The organism is Enterobacter sp. UCD-UG_FMILLET (assembly GCF_000762975.1).
GTDB classification, from domain to species: Bacteria; Pseudomonadota; Gammaproteobacteria; order Enterobacterales; family Enterobacteriaceae; genus Enterobacter; species Enterobacter dykesii.
In genome coordinates, this window is sequence record NZ_JRJC01000023.1 from 183614 (window position 1) to 200900 (window position 17287).

The 17287-nt window shown below is 55.7% G+C and carries 15 protein-coding genes and 1 pseudogene; 4 read left to right on the plus strand and 12 right to left on the minus strand.

Going from position 1 to position 17287, the window contains the following annotated elements:
• Positions 1 to 21: 21 nt before the first annotated feature.
• From lspA to LA04_RS24995, 4 genes and pseudogenes are all read right to left on the minus strand, one after another.
• On the minus strand, positions 22 to 522 hold the full coding sequence (lspA, locus tag LA04_RS11070; RefSeq protein WP_008502034.1) for a signal peptidase II: 501 nt from the start codon (positions 520 to 522) through the stop codon (positions 22 to 24).
• A complete protein-coding gene (gene ileS / locus LA04_RS11075) occupies positions 522 to 3338 on the minus strand; it encodes an isoleucine--tRNA ligase (RefSeq protein WP_047651574.1) in 2817 nt (938 codons plus the stop codon). Before ileS ends, lspA begins: the two co-directional genes overlap by 1 nt.
• Positions 3339 to 3383: 45 nt before the next feature.
• Entirely contained in the window at positions 3384 to 4310 is a 927-nt protein-coding gene (gene ribF / locus LA04_RS11080) for a bifunctional riboflavin kinase/FAD synthetase (protein ID WP_047651575.1), read from the minus strand.
• Positions 4311 to 4317: 7 nt separating this feature from the next.
• A pseudogene (locus LA04_RS24995) lies at positions 4318 to 4536 on the minus strand (DUF2575 domain-containing protein).
• Between the two features lie 101 nt (positions 4537 to 4637).
• Here LA04_RS24995 and rpsT point away from each other — a divergent pair.
• Positions 4638 to 4901 carry a 30S ribosomal protein S20 gene (gene rpsT, locus LA04_RS11085; protein WP_003856458.1) on the plus strand — a complete coding sequence of 88 codons (264 nt, stop codon included), beginning with the start codon at positions 4638 to 4640 and terminating at the stop codon, positions 4899 to 4901.
• A gap of 57 nt (positions 4902 to 4958) precedes the next feature.
• Here rpsT and nhaR read toward each other — a convergent pair whose 3' ends face one another.
• The 4 genes from nhaR to dnaK form a co-directional block, all read right to left on the minus strand.
• Positions 4959 to 5858, minus strand: a complete 900-nt coding sequence (nhaR, locus tag LA04_RS11090) for a transcriptional activator NhaR (RefSeq protein WP_032660752.1) — start codon at positions 5856 to 5858, stop codon at positions 4959 to 4961.
• Between the two features lie 58 nt (positions 5859 to 5916).
• Positions 5917 to 7092 (minus strand): Na+/H+ antiporter NhaA, encoded by a 1176-nt coding sequence (gene nhaA / locus LA04_RS11095; protein ID WP_047651577.1) that lies wholly within the window; start codon positions 7090 to 7092, stop codon positions 5917 to 5919.
• Between the two features lie 172 nt (positions 7093 to 7264).
• Positions 7265 to 8410: a molecular chaperone DnaJ gene (dnaJ, locus tag LA04_RS11100; RefSeq protein WP_023310347.1), complete on the minus strand. Its 1146-nt coding sequence runs from the start codon at positions 8408 to 8410 to the stop codon at positions 7265 to 7267.
• Between the two features lie 87 nt (positions 8411 to 8497).
• The gene (dnaK, locus tag LA04_RS11105) at positions 8498 to 10411 is read right to left on the minus strand and encodes a molecular chaperone DnaK (RefSeq protein WP_023310346.1); all 1914 of its coding nucleotides are present in this window, start codon (positions 10409 to 10411) and stop codon (positions 8498 to 8500) included.
• Positions 10412 to 10707: 296 nt separating this feature from the next.
• Between dnaK and satP the strand changes: the two genes are divergently transcribed.
• Positions 10708 to 11274: an acetate uptake transporter gene (satP, locus tag LA04_RS11115; RefSeq protein WP_023334461.1), complete on the plus strand. Its 567-nt coding sequence runs from the start codon at positions 10708 to 10710 to the stop codon at positions 11272 to 11274.
• Here the strand turns inward: satP and LA04_RS11120 are convergent.
• The 3 genes from LA04_RS11120 to tal all read right to left on the minus strand — a co-directional run bounded on the left by LA04_RS11120 (position 11251) and on the right by tal (position 14347).
• Positions 11251 to 12573 carry an MFS transporter gene (locus LA04_RS11120; RefSeq protein WP_047651579.1) on the minus strand — a complete coding sequence of 441 codons (1323 nt, stop codon included), beginning with the start codon at positions 12571 to 12573 and terminating at the stop codon, positions 11251 to 11253. The two genes, satP and LA04_RS11120, sit on opposite strands and share 24 nt — an antisense overlap.
• Before the next feature lie 122 nt (positions 12574 to 12695).
• A complete protein-coding gene (mog, locus tag LA04_RS11125; protein WP_029740861.1) occupies positions 12696 to 13283 on the minus strand; it encodes a molybdopterin adenylyltransferase in 588 nt (195 codons plus the stop codon).
• A gap of 110 nt (positions 13284 to 13393) precedes the next feature.
• On the minus strand, positions 13394 to 14347 hold the full coding sequence (gene tal / locus LA04_RS11130; protein ID WP_023310342.1) for a transaldolase: 954 nt from the start codon (positions 14345 to 14347) through the stop codon (positions 13394 to 13396).
• A 262-nt stretch (positions 14348 to 14609) separates the two neighbouring features.
• Between tal and LA04_RS11135 the strand changes: the two genes are divergently transcribed.
• Both LA04_RS11135 and yaaA read left to right on the plus strand, forming a co-directional pair.
• On the plus strand, positions 14610 to 16040 hold the full coding sequence (locus LA04_RS11135) for an alanine/glycine:cation symporter family protein (RefSeq protein WP_047651580.1): 1431 nt from the start codon (positions 14610 to 14612) through the stop codon (positions 16038 to 16040).
• Positions 16041 to 16106: 66 nt separating this feature from the next.
• The gene (gene yaaA / locus LA04_RS11140) at positions 16107 to 16880 is read left to right on the plus strand and encodes a peroxide stress protein YaaA (RefSeq protein WP_023310340.1); all 774 of its coding nucleotides are present in this window, start codon (positions 16107 to 16109) and stop codon (positions 16878 to 16880) included.
• 32 nt (positions 16881 to 16912) lie between these two features.
• On the opposite strand, the gene LA04_RS11145 is transcribed toward yaaA, so the two are convergent.
• Positions 16913 to 17215, minus strand: a complete 303-nt coding sequence (locus LA04_RS11145) for a DUF2502 domain-containing protein (RefSeq protein ID WP_047651581.1) — start codon at positions 17213 to 17215, stop codon at positions 16913 to 16915.
• Positions 17216 to 17287 lie beyond the last annotated feature (72 nt).

A 17287-nucleotide genomic window follows, 5' to 3' on the forward strand; every position in this document is an offset into this window, starting at 1 on the left:
TTTCACCACCGGGCGAGTGTATTACGCCTGCTCTTTCGCAGCCGGTTTAGGCAAGAAGCCTTCCAGCACGATTAACGCCGCACCGATGCAAATTGCGCTATCAGCGAGGTTAAAGGTCGCGAAGTGCCAGTCGCCGACGTAGAAGTCGATCATATCGACCACAAAGCCGTGCCACAGGCGGTCAAACAGGTTGCCCAGCGCGCCGCCAATGATCAGCGCGTAGGCGATGTTATTCAGCTTTTGTGTGGCCTTCGAGCGGTACATCAGCACCGCGAGGATCACGCAGATACCGAGAGCGATACCCGCAAAGAACCAGCGCTGCCAGCCACCGCTGTCGGCAAGGAAACTAAACGCTGCGCCGTAGTTACGCGCGTAGTGCAGGTTAAGCGACGGGAACAGCGGAACCGTCTCCCCCAGAGCGAAATTCTGGAGGATCAGGAACTTGCTGCCCAGATCGATAATCAGCACCACCACAACCAGCCACAGCCAGCGCAGTCCTGTTGAACAGAGAGTTTTACTCATCAGGCAAACTTACGTTTTTCGCCGTCACCGGCGACGTTGCTTACACAGCGTCCGCAGATGTCTGCGTGTTCCGCCACCTGGCCAACATCGGTGGTGTAATGCCAGCAACGCGGGCATTTCTCACCGTCGGCTTTGCTCAGCGCGACTTTCAGTCCTTTGAGCAGTTCGCTCTGCTGAGCATCAGCAGAAGCATCGGCATAATCCGCAACTTTCGCACCGGAGGTCAACAGGACAAATCGTAATTCATCGCCCAGCGCCGTCAGCTTCGCCGCCAGCTCCGGTTCTGCATACAGCGTAACTGCCGCTTCCAGAGAGCCGCCGACTTTCTTGTCTGCACGCGCCTGCTCGATAACCTTGTTCACTTCGCCACGCACTTTCAGCAGCTCGTCCCAGAAGGCATCGTTCATCGCTTCGGTGCTGGAGAGATCGAACAGACCTTCGTACCACTCGCCCGTGAACACATACTTCTCACGATCGCCCGGCAGGTAGCCCCAGATTTCGTCCGCGGTGAAGGACATGATCGGCGCCATCCAGCGAACCAGCGCTTCTGCGATGTGGAACAGCGCGGTCTGGCAGCTACGACGCGCCACGCTGTCCGCCTTCGCGGTGTACTGGCGGTCTTTGATGATGTCGAGGTAGAACGAGCCCATCTCGATGGAGCAGAAGCGCATCAGGCGCTGCACCACTTCGTGGAAGTCGTAAGACTCATAGGCTTTCAGGATATCTTCCTGTGCCGCTTTCGCGCAGCCTACCGCCCAGCGGTCCAGCACCACCATCTCTTCCGGTTTCACCATGTCTTTTGCCGGATCGAACCCGTTCAGGTTCGCCAGCAGGAAGCGCGCGGTGTTACGGATACGACGATAGCTGTCGGCGGCACGTTTCAGGATTTCATCAGAAACGGCCATTTCACCGGTATAGTCAGTTGATGCCACCCACAGACGCAGAATGTCTGCGCCCAGCTTGTTCATCACATCCTGCGGAGAAACGGTGTTACCGATAGATTTGGACATCTTACGGCCCTGACCATCCACGGTGAAGCCGTGAGTCAGTACCTGACGGTAAGGCGCTTTACCCTTCATGGCGGTGGAGATCATCAGAGATGACATGAACCAGCCGCGGTGTTGGTCAGACCCTTCCAGATACATATCGGCAGCGTGACCGGCAAATTCCGGACGCACGTCAACCACGGAGGAGTGGGTAGACCCGGAGTCGAACCACACGTCCAGGGTATCCGGCACTTTCTCGTAGTTGTCTGCGTCAGCGCCCAGGATGTCGCGGGAGTCGAGATCCCACCACGCCTGAATACCGTCAACTTCGACGCGCTTCGCCACTTCTTCCATCAGTTCCAGGGTGTTCGGGTGCAGCTCCTGCGTCTCTTTATGCACGAACAGAGACATCGGCACGCCCCAGGTGCGCTGACGTGAGATACACCAGTCAGGACGGTTAGCCACCATGGATTCGATACGCGCCTGGCCCCAGTCAGGGATCCACTGCACGCCTTTGATCTCTTTCAGAGACTGCTCGCGCAGGCCTTTCTGATCCATGCTGACGAACCACTGCGGGGTCGCACGGAAGATGATCGGCGTTTTATGACGCCAGCAGCACGGATAGCTGTGCTGCATTTTTTCAACGTGCAGCAGCGCGCCGCTGGCGCGCAGCATGTCGACGATGATGTCGTTCGCTTTGAAGACGTTGATACCGTCCAGCGCCGGATAGGTGCCAGGCAGATAAGATCCGTCCGGGCCAACCGGGTTAGCGATTTCCAGACCGTACTTCAGGCTGATGTTATAGTCGTCAGGACCGTGGCCGCCGGCGGTATGCACCGCACCGGTACCCGCTTCCAGCGTCACGTGGTCGCCCAGGATCGCCGGAACATCGAAGTCCAGGAACGGGTGCTTGAAGCGCATCAGCTCCAGCGCGTCGCCTTTGACGGTGCCCAGCACGGTGTAGTCGCTGATATGCGCGCGCTTCAGCACGCTTTCAACCAGATCTTTCGCCAGGATAACCGCCTGACCGTCAATCTGCACCAGCGCGTATTCGAACTCACCGGACAGGGAGATCGCACGGTTCGCTGGCAGGGTCCACGGTGTGGTGGTCCAGATCACCAGAGAGATCGGGCCATTTACCGAGGAGACACCAAATTTAGCCTTCACCGCATCCTGATCGACAGCGTTGAACGCCACGTCGATAGATGGAGAGGTTTTGTCGTAATACTCAACTTCCGCTTCTGCCAGCGCAGAACGGCAGTCCACGCACCAGTGCACCGGCTTAGCGCCTTTGTGCAGGTGGCCGTTACCGATGATTTTACCCAGCGCGCGGATGATGTTGGCTTCGGTTTTGAAGTCCATGGTCAGGTACGGATGCGACCAGTCGCCCAGCACGCCCAGACGGATGAAGTCAGCGCGCTGACCGTCAACCTGCGTGGCTGCGTATTCGCGGCACTTCGCACGGAACTCGGCGGCGGTGAACTTCTCACCCGGTTTGCCAAACTCTTGCTCCACTTTCAGCTCGATTGGCAGACCGTGGCAGTCCCAACCCGGAACGTAAGGCGAGTCATATCCCGTGAGGCCTTTGGACTTCACGATAATGTCTTTCAGAATCTTGTTAACCGAGTGACCAATATGAATGCTGCCATTCGCATATGGAGGGCCATCATGCAGAATGAAGGTTTTTTTGCCTTTTTTGGCTGCACGAATGATGCCGTACAGGTCATCATCGGTCCAACGCGCCAGCATTCCCGGTTCGCGCTTGGCGAGATCGCCGCGCATCGGGAACCCTGTTTCCGGCAAATTCAGGGTTGATTTATAGTCACTCATCAGATTCTCGGTTCCGTATTTATCACGTAGGCAGTTAAGCCGGGTTCAAAGCCCAAAAAACTCGCGGGCCGTCAATTCATCTCGCGCAATTTGCGCTTTTAGTTCATCCAGCGAACCAAATCGCTGCTCGTTGCGTATTTTTTTACGCAGTATCACATCTATATGGCGACCATAGAGGTCCATTACAACGTCCAGCAGGTGCACTTCTAACTGTTGACGCACACCGGCGACGGTCGGACGCGTGCCAATGTTGGCGACGCCGTATAACGGCTTATCGCCCAGTCCTGCTACTTCCACCGCATACACCCCTTTAACCGGGGAAACCTGACGACGCAGCGGTATATTCGCCGTCGGGAAGCCTATCGTGCGGCCCAGCGCATCGCCATGGACCACGCGGCCTGAGATAGTGAACGGATGCCCCAGCAGGGTTTCAGCCGTGTCCAGGTCATCATTAGCCAGCGCCTGACGCACCGCCGTGCTGCTGACGCGCACGCCGCCTTCGCAGAAGGTCATCGCGCTGGTGACGTCAAATCCGTACTCCAGACCAGCCTTCTGTAATAGCAAGAAATCGCCCTGACGACCAGCGCCAAAGCGGAAATCATCACCCACGGCGAGAAACTGTACGCCAAGACGCTTAACCAGCAGGTCGCTGACGAAGTTTTGTGCTGTGAGGGCGGCAAAGCGACGATCGAAACGTAAGCACAATACATAGTCCACGCCGGACTCCGCCAGATAGCGCAACTTCTCGCGCAGGCGAGTGAGTCGGGCGGGAGATTTATCGCCCGCGAACAGCTCCAGCGGCTGCGGCTCGAAAATCATCACTACAACGGGCAGGCCACGGGCCTCCCCTTCTTTACGCAATCCCTGCAACAGCGCCTGATGACCACGATGCACGCCGTCGAAATTACCAATAGTCAGCACGCACCCGTGTGGCGCGCTGCTGAGATTATGTATGCCGCGTATCAGCTTCATGTCTGGCTCAAAACAGTGAAAATCGCCAAAGTATACCTTGTACAGCGGTTAAGGTTAACCGGCGATTGTTCGCGCAAAACAGAAAGCCGTAATGATTTCATCAGGCTGACCTTTCGCAGCGAAAAAATCTGCTCCTGAACTGCGATTTTTATGCCGAAAGGCTGTATTCAGGGAAGACAAGCTGGTAGAATCCTGCGCCATCACTACGTAACGTAGCGTCGCTAATTAACGGCGCTTATTTGCACAAATCCATTGACAAAAGAAGGCAAAGAGGGCATATTCCTCGGCCTTTGAATTGTCCACATAGAACATATTTGGGAGTTGGACTTGGCTAATATCAAATCAGCTAAGAAACGTGCCGTTCAGTCTGAAAAGGCTCGTAAGCACAACGCAAGCCGTCGCTCTATGATGCGTACTTTCATCAAGAAAGTATACGCAGCAATCGAAGCAGGCGACAAAGCTGCAGCGCAGAACGCATTTAACGAAATGCAACCAATCGTGGATCGTCAGGCTGCTAAAGGTCTGATCCACAAAAACAAAGCAGCGCGTCATAAAGCAAACCTGACCGCGCAGATCAACAAACTGGCTTAATCGCTACTTGTTGTTGCTTGTTTAAAGAACCCGCTTAACGCGGGTTTTTTTATGCCTTCAGATTGCCGGTGGCGTAAACAGCGCCGAGTAGTCACGATTGCAGATTCGCTGCACCGCCGGATGCTGAATCATCCTTTCGGCAAAAATGGCGTGGTACTCCTCCATCACGTTATCCACTCTGCCTATCTCCGTAATCTTGTCGTCCGAATAGAGATCGTGCGCGTACAGCGTCGGCGCAACGAAGATCGCATTATGCGCTTCGCCAAAAGCTTTCATCAGCGCCGCATCGTCGAACTCACCGAGGATTTCTACCTTTAGCCCCTGCGAGTTAAACCAGTTCAGCAGCTTGCGTCCGAGCATGGAACGCCTTCCAGGCACCAGCAGGCGACGTTCTTCAAGGCACGCGGGGAACGGTTTCTCCGGCGGCGGGTTAATGCACCAGAAGCTCACGCCGCATTCGCCAATCTTCACCGAGAACAGCCCTTCCTGCTGGGTGGAGTCAATCGGGCAGTCCGAGATAATCATGTCCAGCTTGTGCTGGCTCAGCTGTTCCAGCAGCATCTCGTGGGTGGATTCAAAGCAGCGCAGGTGGATTTGCTCGTCTTCGACTACCGCCGCATCCAGCACGCCGCTCACCAGCCGCTTGGACAGCGCATCCGCCACGCCCACGTCAAAGAGCAGGTTCGACTCTTTGCGGTAGTTGACGATATCCAGCATCTCCTGGCTCAGGGTGAACATTTTGTCCGCATAGCGGAAAACCAGCTCACCCAGTTCGCTGGGTTCAATCCCACGTCCCTTACGCTTGAACAGCTTGCCCTGCAGACGCTCTTCCAGGGCCTTGATTTGCCCGGTGATGGTTTGCGGCGTCAGGTAGAGCGCCTCTGCCGCCCCCACTACCGAGCCCTGTTTGTAGACGTGCCAGAAGTAGTACAGATGGTTGTAATTTAAATGAGACATCGCATCTTCTCTCCCTGAGTGTGTATCGGGAGGAGGAACGCCTCCTCCCGGTGTTCCGTTATGCCCGGACGGCCTGTACGGACAGCTTCACCTTCAACAAGGTATAACCGATTACCGCGGCCAGTAATGACCCGATGAGAATGCCGAGTTTAGCCCAGACGATAAGCTCAGGCGCATGCGCACCAAACGCCAGCGTCGAGATAAAGATCGACATCGTAAACCCGATTCCACACAGCACGCCGACGGCCATAATTTGACCAAAGGTTGTGCCGTGCGGCAATGACGCCAGCTTCAGCTTCGTCGCCAGCCAGCAGAAGAGGCTAATACCCAGCGGCTTGCCGATAAACAGCCCGGCAATAATGCCCAGCGGCAGCACGGACGTCAGCCCGTCCAGCGTCACCCCGCCAAGGGAAACGCCCGCGTTGGCAAACGCAAACAGCGGCAGGATCATAAAGGCAACCCACGGGTGTAGCACATGCTCCAGCTGTTTGGCAGGTGACTTGCCGTCCTGCGGCTTAAGCGGCACGAAGAAGCCGACAATCACGCCTGCCAGCGTGGCGTGGACGCCGGATTTCAGCACCGCCGTCCACAGCACCATCCCCACAAGGATGTAGATACCGATGCGGCGCACATTAAAGATGTTCAGCAGCGCCAGCACCACAATCGCCCCGGCGGCGACGCTCAGGGACAGGATCGACAGATCGCTGGTGTAGAACAGCGCGATAATCACAATGGCGCCCAGGTCATCGATGATCGCCAGCGCCATCAGGAAGATTTTCAGGGCCACCGGCACGCGGCTACCCAGCAATGCCAGCACCCCGAGGGCAAAGGCGATATCCGTCGCGGCCGGGATCGCCCAGCCGTCACGTGCAACAGGATCCTGCCAGGTGAACGCCAGGAAGAGCAACGCCGGAACGACCATTCCGCCGATGGCTGCGATCACAGGAAACGCCGCGCGCTGGCGGCTGGCAAGCGAGCCCAAAACAAGCTCACGCTTAACCTCAAGCCCCACCAGCAGGAAGAACACCGCCATTAGCGCATCGTTGATCCACAGCAGCATGTTCTTGTTAATTTCCAGCGCCCCGACCTTTAGCTCAACGGGCGTTTCCAGAAATGCATGGTAGAGATCCTGCGTGATGCCAAGGTTAGCCAGCACCATCGCGGCCGCTGCGGCAATAATCAGGATCACGCCACCGGACGCCTCACTGCTAAAGAAACGGTGTAGTAATTTCATTTAAGTTCTCTCTTTTACAACAATACCTCGATAAAACCATAATACCAAGCCAAATAGCTCGGCAAAAACAGATTAATATTGAGTATAGATTCAGTTTAACCGAGCTATACGCGCAAATAAAAAAGCCCGGAATCGCTTCCGGGCTTTGAGAAGATGAAAACCAGCTAACGAATTAGCGGGTCAAATCATCGAAGAATTTTTTGACGCCATCGAAGAAGCTTTTGGAACGCGGGCTGTTTTTCTCACCCGTTGGGCCGCCAAAGCTCTCCTGCAGCTCTTTCAGCAGCTGTTTCTGCTTGTCGTTCAGGCCAACCGGCGTTTCCACGACGACGCGGCACAGCAGGTCGCCCTGGGCGCCACCGCGAACGGATTTGACGCCTTTTCCACGCATGCGGAACAGCTTGCCGGTCTGGGTTTCGCCCGGTACCTTCAGGTTCACGCGACCGTCCAGCGTAGGCACTTCGATTTCACCACCGAGTGCCGCCATCGCGAAGTTGATCGGCACTTCGCAGTACAGGTTATTACCTTCACGCTCGAAGATGGCGTGCTGCTTGACCTGAACCTGAACGTACAGATCGCCCGCCGGTGCGCCGTGCTCGCCTGCTTCGCCCTCACCTGCCAGACGGATGCGGTCGCCCGTATCGACGCCAGCCGGGATCTTAACGGACAGAGTTTTGGTTTTCTCAACGCGACCGTGCCCGTGGCATTTGGTGCACGGATCTTTAATCAGCGTGCCGCGACCGTGACAGTGAGGACAGGCCTGCTGTACCGCGAAGAAGCCCTGACGCATCTGTACCTGGCCAGAGCCGTGACAGGTTGGACAGGTCTGAGGCTGCGTACCCGCTTTCGCGCCGCTGCCGTGGCAGACGTCACACTCTTCCAGCGTCGGAATACGGATCTCTTTGGTGACACCGCGAACGGCCTCTTCCAGCGTCAGCTCCATGTTGTAGCGCAGGTCCGCGCCGCGCGCCGCGCGCTGACGACCACGGCCGCCGCCGAAGATGTCGCCAAATACATCGCCAAAGATATCGCTGAAGTCAGCGCCGCCGCCAAAGCCGCCGCCGCCGAATCCACCGCCGCCCATGCCGCCCTGTTCAAAGGCTGCGTGACCGTACTGGTCATAGGCCGCACGTTTTTGTGCATCGGTCAGGACTTCGTAGGCTTCTTTGATCTCTTTAAATTTGGCTTCAGCCTCTTTGTCACCCTGGTTACGGTCCGGGTGGAATTTCATGGCCAGGCGCTTGTACGCCTTTTTGATTTCACGCTCTTCCGCAGTTTTCGGAACGCCTAAAATCTCGTAATAGTCTTGCTTTGCCATTGGTTTTTTTAAGCCCCTTAACATGCGAGCACGGGCGTGGAGAGTTCTCCTACGCCCGTGCCGATTAATTACCCTGCATCAGGGCGATTATTTTTTATCTTTGACTTCTTCGAACTCAGCGTCGACAACGTCGTCGTCTTTCGCGTTGTTCGCTGAAGCGTCAGCGCCCGCCTGCTGTTGAGCGTGCTGCTGCTGAGCGATTTCCATCAGCTTCTGAGAAGCCTGCGCCAGTTCCTGCATCTTCGCTTCGATGTCCGCTTTGTCTTCACCTTTCAGTGAGGATTCCAGCGCACTCAGTGCAGCTTCGATAGCAGTCTTGTCTTCCGCTGGCAGTTTATCGCCTGCTTCTTCAACCTGCTTACGGGTGCTGTGCAGCAGATGGTCACCCTGGTTACGGGTCTGAACCAGCTCTTCGAACTTACGGTCGGATTCCGCGTTAGCTTCGGCATCGCGAACCATTTTTTCGATTTCCGCTTCGTTCAGGCCAGAAGATGCCTTGATGGTGATCTTCTGCTCTTTACCGCTGTTTTTGTCTTTCGCGGACACGTGCAGGATACCGTCAGCATCGATGTCAAAGGTCACTTCGATCTGCGGCATGCCGCGCGGTGCCGGGTTAATACCGTCCAGGTTGAACTGACCCAGAGATTTGTTATCCGCCGCACGCTTACGCTCACCCTGAATCACATGGATGGTTACCGCAGACTGGTTGTCTTCAGCGGTAGAGAACACCTGGCTGTGTTTCGTTGGGATGGTGGTGTTTTTGTTGATGAGCGCAGTCATCACACCGCCCATGGTTTCGATACCCAGAGACAGCGGGGTAACGTCCAGCAGCAGTACGTCTTTAACTTCACCGGTCAGTACGCCGCCCTGAACCGCAGCACCGATTGCGACCGCTTCGTCCGGGTTAACGTCTTTACGTGGCTCTTTACCAAAGAACTCAGCCACTTTCTTCTGAACCATTGGCATACGCGTCTGACCACCCACCAGGATAACGTCCTGGATATCGGATACGGACAGGCCAGCGTCCTGCAGGGCAACTTTCAGCGGCTCGATTGAACGGTTCACCAGGTCTTCTACCAGGCTTTCCAGTTTCGCACGGGTCACTTTGATGTTCATGTGTTTTGGACCGGTCGCGTCTGCAGTGATGTACGGCAGGTTCACGTCGGTCTGCTGAGCGGAAGACAGCTCGATCTTCGCTTTCTCAGCGGCTTCTTTCAGGCGCTGCATGGCCAGCGGGTCGTTACGCAGGTCAATGCCCTGATCTTTCTTGAACTCGTCAACGAGGTAGTTGATCAGACGGGTATCGAAGTCTTCACCACCCAGGTGGGTATCACCGTTGGTTGCCAGAACTTCGAAGGTTTTTTCGCCGTCAACTTCGTCGATTTCGATAATAGAGATATCGAAGGTACCACCACCCAGGTCGTAAACCGCGATAGTACGGTTGCCAACTTCTTTATCCAGACCGTAAGCCAGTGCAGCAGCGGTTGGTTCGTTGATGATACGTTTTACTTCCAGACCTGCGATACGGCCAGCATCTTTGGTTGCCTGACGCTGAGCATCGTTGAAGTATGCAGGAACGGTGATAACAGCTTCAGTTACCGGTTCACCCAGGTAATCTTCAGCGGTTTTCTTCATTTTTTTCAGCACTTCAGCAGAAATTTGCGGTGGTGCAGTTTTGGTGCCTTTCACATCAAGCCATGCATCGCCGTTATCTGCCGCGATGATTTTGTAAGGCATGATGGAAACGTCACGCTGAACTTCTTCGTCCTGGAAGCGGCGACCGATCAGGCGTTTAATCGCAAACAGGGTGTTTTGCGGGTTTGTCACTGCCTGACGTTTAGCCGGCTGACCAACCAGAGTTTCACCATCCTGGGTATAAGCAATGATAGAAGGCGTGGTGCGATCGCCCTCGGCGTTCTCCAGCACGCGTGCAGTAGTGCCATCCATAATCGCTACACAAGAGTTGGTAGTACCCAGGTCGATACCAATAATTTTACCCATCTAAACGTCTCCACTAAAAATTCAGTCAACATGTGGTTGTGTACCTGTAATAAGGGCAGAACGTGCTTTTTCAACTGCCCAGATTTGATTTTTTTCAGGTCCACACACTGCGGTTGACTACAAGATGGGGTCGCGACGGCATCCATCAAGGGGCAAGCATAAAAAAAATTTTAATTTCACCCTGATGAGATCATAGACGCCATCGATAGCGCCCATTATGATGCCGCGCCCCGTCAGGGAGTATTGACGCGGGTTTAACCATTTCACCATATTAATGATGATTTTTTTGAGGACTTATGGGCAACACTAAGTTGGCTAATCCGGCTCCGCTGGGCCTGATGGGTTTTGGCATGACCACTATCCTGCTGAACCTGCACAATATCGGGATGTTCCCGATGGATGGCATCATCCTGGCGATGGGCATTTTTTACGGCGGTATCGCGCAAATCTTCGCGGGCCTGCTGGAATATAAGAAAGGCAATACCTTCGGCTTAACCGCCTTCACCTCTTACGGTTCTTTCTGGCTGACCCTGGTTGCCATTCTGCTGCTGCCTAAAATGGGCATGGCGGACGCGGCAAACGCCCACTTCCTGGGCGTCTACCTGGGCCTGTGGGGCGTATTCACCCTGTTCATGTTCTTCGGTACCCTGAAAGGTAACCGCATGCTGCAGTTCGTTTTCCTGAGCCTGACCGTGCTGTTCGCCCTGCTGGCGATCGGTCACCTGGTGGATAACGAAGGCATCGTTCATGTTGCAGGCTGGATTGGTCTGGTTTGCGGCGCAAGCGCTATCTACCTGGCAATGGGTGAAGTGCTGAACGAGCAGTTTGACCGCACCATTCTACCGATTGGTGAAAAACACTGATCCCTCTGTCGTGTCCGCATCGCGGGCACGACATCCCTTCATCTGCCCCAGCCAAATCCCTAATCCCAGCCCCATCAACGAAAGCGCGAGTACATACCAGGCTGGCGCCATCGGCGACACGCCCATCAGCACCGTCACCGCAATCGGCGTCAGCCCACCGAAAATGGCATACGACACGTTGTAGGAAAATGAGATCCCGGTGAAGCGTACCTCCGGTGGGAACGCGCGGACCATCACGTACGGTACGGCCCCGACAACGCCCACGCACAGCCCTACCGTGCCGTATAGCAGAAACAGCTGTTCAGGATGGCTGCCTGCCAGATGATAAAACGCCCAGCTTGATGCGGCCAGTAGCAGGCTGCCGACGATAAAGGTAACGCTGGCGCCGAAACGATCAGCCGCCAGCCCGGCGGCAAGACAGCCAAAGCAGAGCATGATTGTCGCGATACTGTTCGCCTGTAGCGTCACGGCAGGGGCGAAGCCGTACTGCTTTTGCAGCCACACCGGGGACATCAATATCACCACCACAATGCCCGCCGAAAGCAGCCAGGTGAGCAGCATCGACACCACTACCGCTTTTTTATGGCGAACCACGACCGCCTTCACCGGCAGCTCCTGCGCCAGCGCTTTGCGCTGCTGCATCTCGAGAAAAATTGGCGTCTCCTGCAGCCAGCGGCGCAGGTACATCGCCACCAGACCAAACGCCCCGCCCAGCAGGAACGGAATGCGCCAGCCCCAGTCGTGTACGGCCTGCTGCGTCATGCTGGTATTCACAATGGTTGCGACCACCGAGCCGAGCAGGATCCCGACCGTCAGTCCCGCCGTTAAGGTTCCGCAGGCGATACCAATGCGGCGCGCCGGAACATGCTCCGCGACAAACACCCACGCGCCCGGCACTTCACCGCCAATCGCCGCGCCCTGAAGAACGCGCATCAGCAACAGCAGCAACGGAGCAAGAATGCCCATCGAGGCATAGGTGGGCAGCAGACCAATAGCCAGCGTCGGCACGGCCATCAGCAGGATGCTAAGGGTAAACATCTTCTTACGGCCGACCAGATCGCCAAAGTGGGCCATGATGATGCCGCCCAGCGGACGCGCCAGATACCCGGCGGCAAAAATGCCGAAGGTTTGCACCTGACGCAGCCATTCCGGGATATCAGCCGGGAAGAAGAGCTCTCCCACCACGGCGGCGAAGAAGACGAAGATGATAAAGTCGTAAAACTCCAGCGCGCCGCCTAAGGCCGCGAGCGTGAGAGTTTTGTAGTCCTGTCGATTCAGAGGTCGGGTGTTATGTGACATAGCGAACCATTATGCGTGTGTTGTGGATTTATTTTTACAGCAATCGTAAAGAAAAAATTACTATACCGTAAAAGCTTTACCACGCTATCGCCGCTTCAGCTAATGTCACATATTGGTTAATTTCAGGAGATTATTTCGCGACGAGCATTTTTCGGACGAAAAGCTGCTACCACTTTCTCATCGGTTTCCACATACGGACCGTCAAGAAGCTGTATACAATACGGTACACTTGCAAAGATGCCGTGAACAAGGACGCTGCCATCTTCCGCCTTCAGCCCTTCCAGCGTCTCTTTAATTGATTTCGGCTGGCCCGGCAGATTAAGTATTAACGCCTGTTTGCGGATCACGCCAACCTGCCGCGACAAAATGGCGGTCGGGACAAAGTGCAGGCTGATCTGGCGCATCTGTTCACCGAAGCCCGGCATTTCACGATCGGCAATCGCCAGCGTTGCGTCCGGCGTCACGTCGCGGCGCGCGGGGCCGGTTCCGCCCGTCGTCAGAACAAGGTGGCAGCTCATCTCATCCACCAGCTCGCAGAGCGTCTGCTCGATGATCGGCTGTTCGTCAGGGATCAGGCGGGTCTGAATGTCAAAGGGGGTGGTCAGCGCGCTGCCTAGCCACTCTTCCAGAGCGGGGATGCCTTTATCCTGGTAAACACCGCTGGAGGCGCGGTCAGAAATCGACACTAAGCCGATGCGTAAGGTATTCATATCCATTCCATTCAAAAAGTACTGATTAAAGGGAATGATACACGCAGAGAGGAGATTCAGACAGGGTACGAAAGCAGTCGCGTGACCGGGAGCCCGGTCACGCAGAATGATTACAGCAGGTCGCCGATCATTTTTTCCAGTTTGCCCTGGTCAACAGCAAACTTACGGATACCGTCCGCCAGTTTGTCTACAGCCATTGGATCCTGGTTGTGCTGCCACAGGAACTCGGATTCAGTGATGCGCTCTGGGCGTGCTTTCACTTCACCGGTGTAAGACAGCTTACGCTCGATGGTACCTTCGCTTTCTGCCAGCTCTTTCAGCAGCGCAGGGGCGATGGTCAGGCGGTCACAGCCAGCCAGCTCGATGATTTCACCGACGTTACGGAAGCTTGCGCCCATAACCACGGTCTCATAGCCGTGCTGTTTGTAGTATTCGTAGATTTCAGTAACAGAAACCACGCCTGGATCTTCAGCCGGCGCGTACTCTTTCTTATCGGTGTTGGCTTTGTACCAGTCCAGAATACGGCCCACGAACGGAGAAATCAGGTATACGCCTGCTTCTGCACATGCACGCGCCTGCGCGAAGGAGAACAGCAGGGTCAGGTTACAGTTGATACCGTCTTTTTCCAGCTGCTCTGCCGCGCGGATACCCTGCCAGGTAGAAGCCAGTTTGATCAGGATACGGTCGTTGCTGATGCCAGCGTCGTTGTACATTTTGATCAGACGTTTCGCTTTCGCGATAGACGCTTCGGTGTCGTAGGAGAGACGTGCGTCCACTTCGGTAGAGATACGGCCAGGAACCAGCTTCAGGATTTCCAGACCGATGTTCACTGCCAGTTTGTCGGTGGCATCCACAACCTGCTGCGCGCGGTCGTTGCTCTGTGCTTTCGCCCAGGTCACTGCGTCGTCAATCAGTTTGCGATACTCAGGGATCTGTGCGGCGTTAAGGATCAGAGAAGGGTTAGTTGTGGCATCCTGCGGCTGGTACAGCTTCATTGCCGCGATATCTCCGGTGTCAGCTACGACAGTGGTGAACTGACGAAGGGAGGTCAATTTATCCGTCATGATAGTGTTTCTCTTTTAACGTGCCCTGGATAATTCACGCTACCGACAGCATGCCTGCAGCGGAAAAATGACAGGTTTACTTGTTAGGGGGATGTAACCGGTCTGCCCTGATGATAACACGACGGAGGGGTAGCGCAACCGCAGACAGTGCGCTTAGGTAGAGTATGGTAAACTCGGAAGATTAACAGGCTGCTAAGCAACAGCATGCCCAATCAGTGGTAGCGCTTACATATTCACATTGGCATCAACAAGAGGGACGTTAATGCCTGATTTCTTTTTCTTTATTAACGAAGTCCTCTGGGGTTCGATAATGATTTACCTGCTTTTGGGAGCAGGGATTTGGTTTACGCTACGCAGTGGGTTTATCCAGTTTCGTTATATTCGCAAGTTTGGCAGAAGTCTGAAAAACAGCGTTACGCCCCAGCCGGGCGGATTAACGTCGTTCCAGGCACTCTGTACCAGCCTGGCGGCACGCCTCGGCAGCGGAAATCTGGCGGGCGTTGCGCTGGCCATCAGCGCCGGTGGGCCAGGCGCGGTCTTCTGGATGTGGGTGACGGCGCTACTCGGGATGGCCACCTCCTTTGCCGAAAGTTCGCTCGCTCAGCTGTATAAAGAGAAAGATAAAAACGGCCAGTTTCGCGGCGGTCCTGCCTGGTACATGGCGCGTGGCTTAGGGATGCGCTGGATGGGCGTTCTGTTCTCGCTTTTTTTACTGCTCGCGTACGGCCTTATTTTTAATACCGTCCAGGCAAATTCTGTCGCCAATGCCCTGCGCTATGCCTTCTCCTGCCCGGAGTGGGTCGCCGGTATTGCTTTAGCCCTCGTCGTTTTGCTCACCATTTCAGCCGGTCTCAGGGGCGTTGCCCGCCTGATGCAGTGGCTGGTTCCCGTTATGGCGCTGCTCTGGGTTGCCGCGAGCCTGTTCGTCGCCGCACTGCATATCGACCAGGTGCCGGGCGTGATTGCGACCATCGTCAAAAGCGCTTTTGGCTGGCGCGAGGTGGCCTCCGGGGCGCTGGGCTACACCTTTAGCCAGGCGCTGATGGCGGGTTTTCAGCGGGGCATGTTCTCCAATGAAGCCGGAATGGGGTCAACCCCCAACGCGGCCGCTGCCGCCTCTTCCTGGCCGCCGCACCCGGCCGCACAGGGCATTGTGCAGATGATTGGCGTCTTTACCGATACCATTATCATCTGCTCCGCCAGCGCCATGATTTTGCTGCTGGCAGGCCCCGTCCCGCATTCTTCTGGTACCGCCGGGATACAGCTTCTCCAGCAGGCGCTGGTGAACCTGACCGGCGGTTGGGGAGCAGGATTTGTCTCGCTCGTCCTGGTGTTGTTTGCCTTCAGTTCGATTGTGGTGAATTACCTCTACGCCGAAAATAACCTTATTTTCCTGAAGCTCGACTCGCGCGGAGCAATCGGAGCCCTGCGGCTCGCGGTCATACTAATGATCGTCGCTGGCTCCTTCCTCAGTATGCCGCTGGTCTGGCAGCTGGCCGATATCATTATGGCGCTGATGGCGATCACGAACCTCACCGCGATCCTGCTGCTCTCGCCCGTGGTTACGCTGATTGCCAGAGACTATCTGCGTCAGCGCAAACTCGGCGTTCCGCCGGTATTTGATCCCGCCCGTTATCCCGATATTAAGGCGCAGCTTGCCCCCGGCACGTGGGATGATTTGCCGCGGCAATAACAGCTATCGATCAATTCAGAGCGATTTTTTGCTAAAGTCGCTCTAAATTTCCTGCAAGGACTGGATATGCTGATTCTGATTTCACCTGCAAAAACGCTCGACTACCAGAGCCCGCTCGCCACCGAGCGCTATACCCAGCCTGAACTGCTGGACTACTCGCAACAGCTGATCCGCGAAGCGCGTAAGCTCTCTGCGCCGCAAATCGCCTCGCTGATGAGCATCAGCGACAAGCTGGCCGATCTTAACGCGACCCGCTTTCACGAGTGGCACCCGGATTTCACCCCGGCGAACGCTCGCCAGGCGATTCTGGCGTTTAAAGGTGATGTCTATACCGGCCTGCAGGCGGAAGATTTTAGCGAAGCCGATTTCGATTTTGCCCAGCAGCATCTGCGCATGCTGTCGGGTCTTTACGGCGTACTGCGCCCGCTGGATCTGATGCAGCCGTATCGTCTGGAGATGGGGATTCGCCTGGAAAATGCCAAAGGCAAAGATCTGTACCATTTCTGGGGCGATATCATTACCGACAAACTGAACGCGGCGCTGCATGCCCAGGGCGATAACGTGGTGATTAACCTGGCATCCGATGAATACTACAAGTCGGTGAAGCCGAAAAAGCTGGATGCCGAAATCATCAAGCCGGTATTCCTCGACGAGAAGAACGGTAAGTTTAAAGTGATCAGCTTCTACGCCAAGAAAGCGCGCGGCCTGATGAGCCGCTACATCATCCAGAACCGCCTGACGAAGCCGGAGCAGCTAACCGCCTTCAACAGCGAAGGCTATTTCTTTGACGAGGCGTCGTCGGGGAAAGGTGAGCTGGTGTTTAAGCGCCACGAGCAGTAAAAACAAACCCCGCCTTATGGCGGGGTTTTGTATTAGTGATGTTTCCAGTCCGGGCCGCGATCGTCGCGGTGGTCATCGTGGTGATGGTCATCGTGACGATCGTCGTGTTTACGATGCTCGTCATGTGGACGCCAGTGGTTATCACGCCAGTCATAATGCGCCTTCCACCAGTCGTGGTCGCGCCAGCGGCCGCCGTCCCAGTAGTGCCCGTTGTTATCCCGGTCGCCAATCTGCAGTTTTACCGCAGGTACGAGGGTAATTTCAGATGCCTGAACCGCCATGGGAGCGACCAGCATCAGAGAAAGCGCGATGAGTGCAGGTTTCAGTGTAGACATCGGTGACTCCTTATTATCTTTGCCCAACGTGGGCCGATGTAAGGAGAGTACGCGAGGGGAACGGGGGATGTT

Coding starts and splice junctions, on each gene's coding strand:
- LA04_RS11145 (WP_047651581.1), bottom strand. CDS start 17,215: ATGTCTACACTGAAACCTGCACTCATCGCGCTTTCTCTGATGCTGGTC.
- yaaA (WP_023310340.1), top strand. CDS start 16,107: ATGCTGATTCTGATTTCACCTGCAAAAACGCTCGACTACCAGAGCCCG.
- nhaA (WP_047651577.1), bottom strand. CDS start 7,092: ATGAAATTACTACACCGTTTCTTTAGCAGTGAGGCGTCCGGTGGCGTG.
- ileS (WP_047651574.1), bottom strand. CDS start 3,338: ATGAGTGACTATAAATCAACCCTGAATTTGCCGGAAACAGGGTTCCCG.
- tal (WP_023310342.1), bottom strand. CDS start 14,347: ATGACGGATAAATTGACCTCCCTTCGTCAGTTCACCACTGTCGTAGCT.
- dnaK (WP_023310346.1), bottom strand. CDS start 10,411: ATGGGTAAAATTATTGGTATCGACCTGGGTACTACCAACTCTTGTGTA.
- nhaR (WP_032660752.1), bottom strand. CDS start 5,858: ATGTCTCATTTAAATTACAACCATCTGTACTACTTCTGGCACGTCTAC.
- LA04_RS11120 (WP_047651579.1), bottom strand. CDS start 12,573: ATGTCACATAACACCCGACCTCTGAATCGACAGGACTACAAAACTCTC.
- LA04_RS11135 (WP_047651580.1), top strand. CDS start 14,610: ATGCCTGATTTCTTTTTCTTTATTAACGAAGTCCTCTGGGGTTCGATA.
- lspA (WP_008502034.1), bottom strand. CDS start 522: ATGAGTAAAACTCTCTGTTCAACAGGACTGCGCTGGCTGTGGCTGGTT.
- ribF (WP_047651575.1), bottom strand. CDS start 4,310: ATGAAGCTGATACGCGGCATACATAATCTCAGCAGCGCGCCACACGGG.
- dnaJ (WP_023310347.1), bottom strand. CDS start 8,410: ATGGCAAAGCAAGACTATTACGAGATTTTAGGCGTTCCGAAAACTGCG.
- mog (WP_029740861.1), bottom strand. CDS start 13,283: ATGAATACCTTACGCATCGGCTTAGTGTCGATTTCTGACCGCGCCTCC.
- satP (WP_023334461.1), top strand. CDS start 10,708: ATGGGCAACACTAAGTTGGCTAATCCGGCTCCGCTGGGCCTGATGGGT.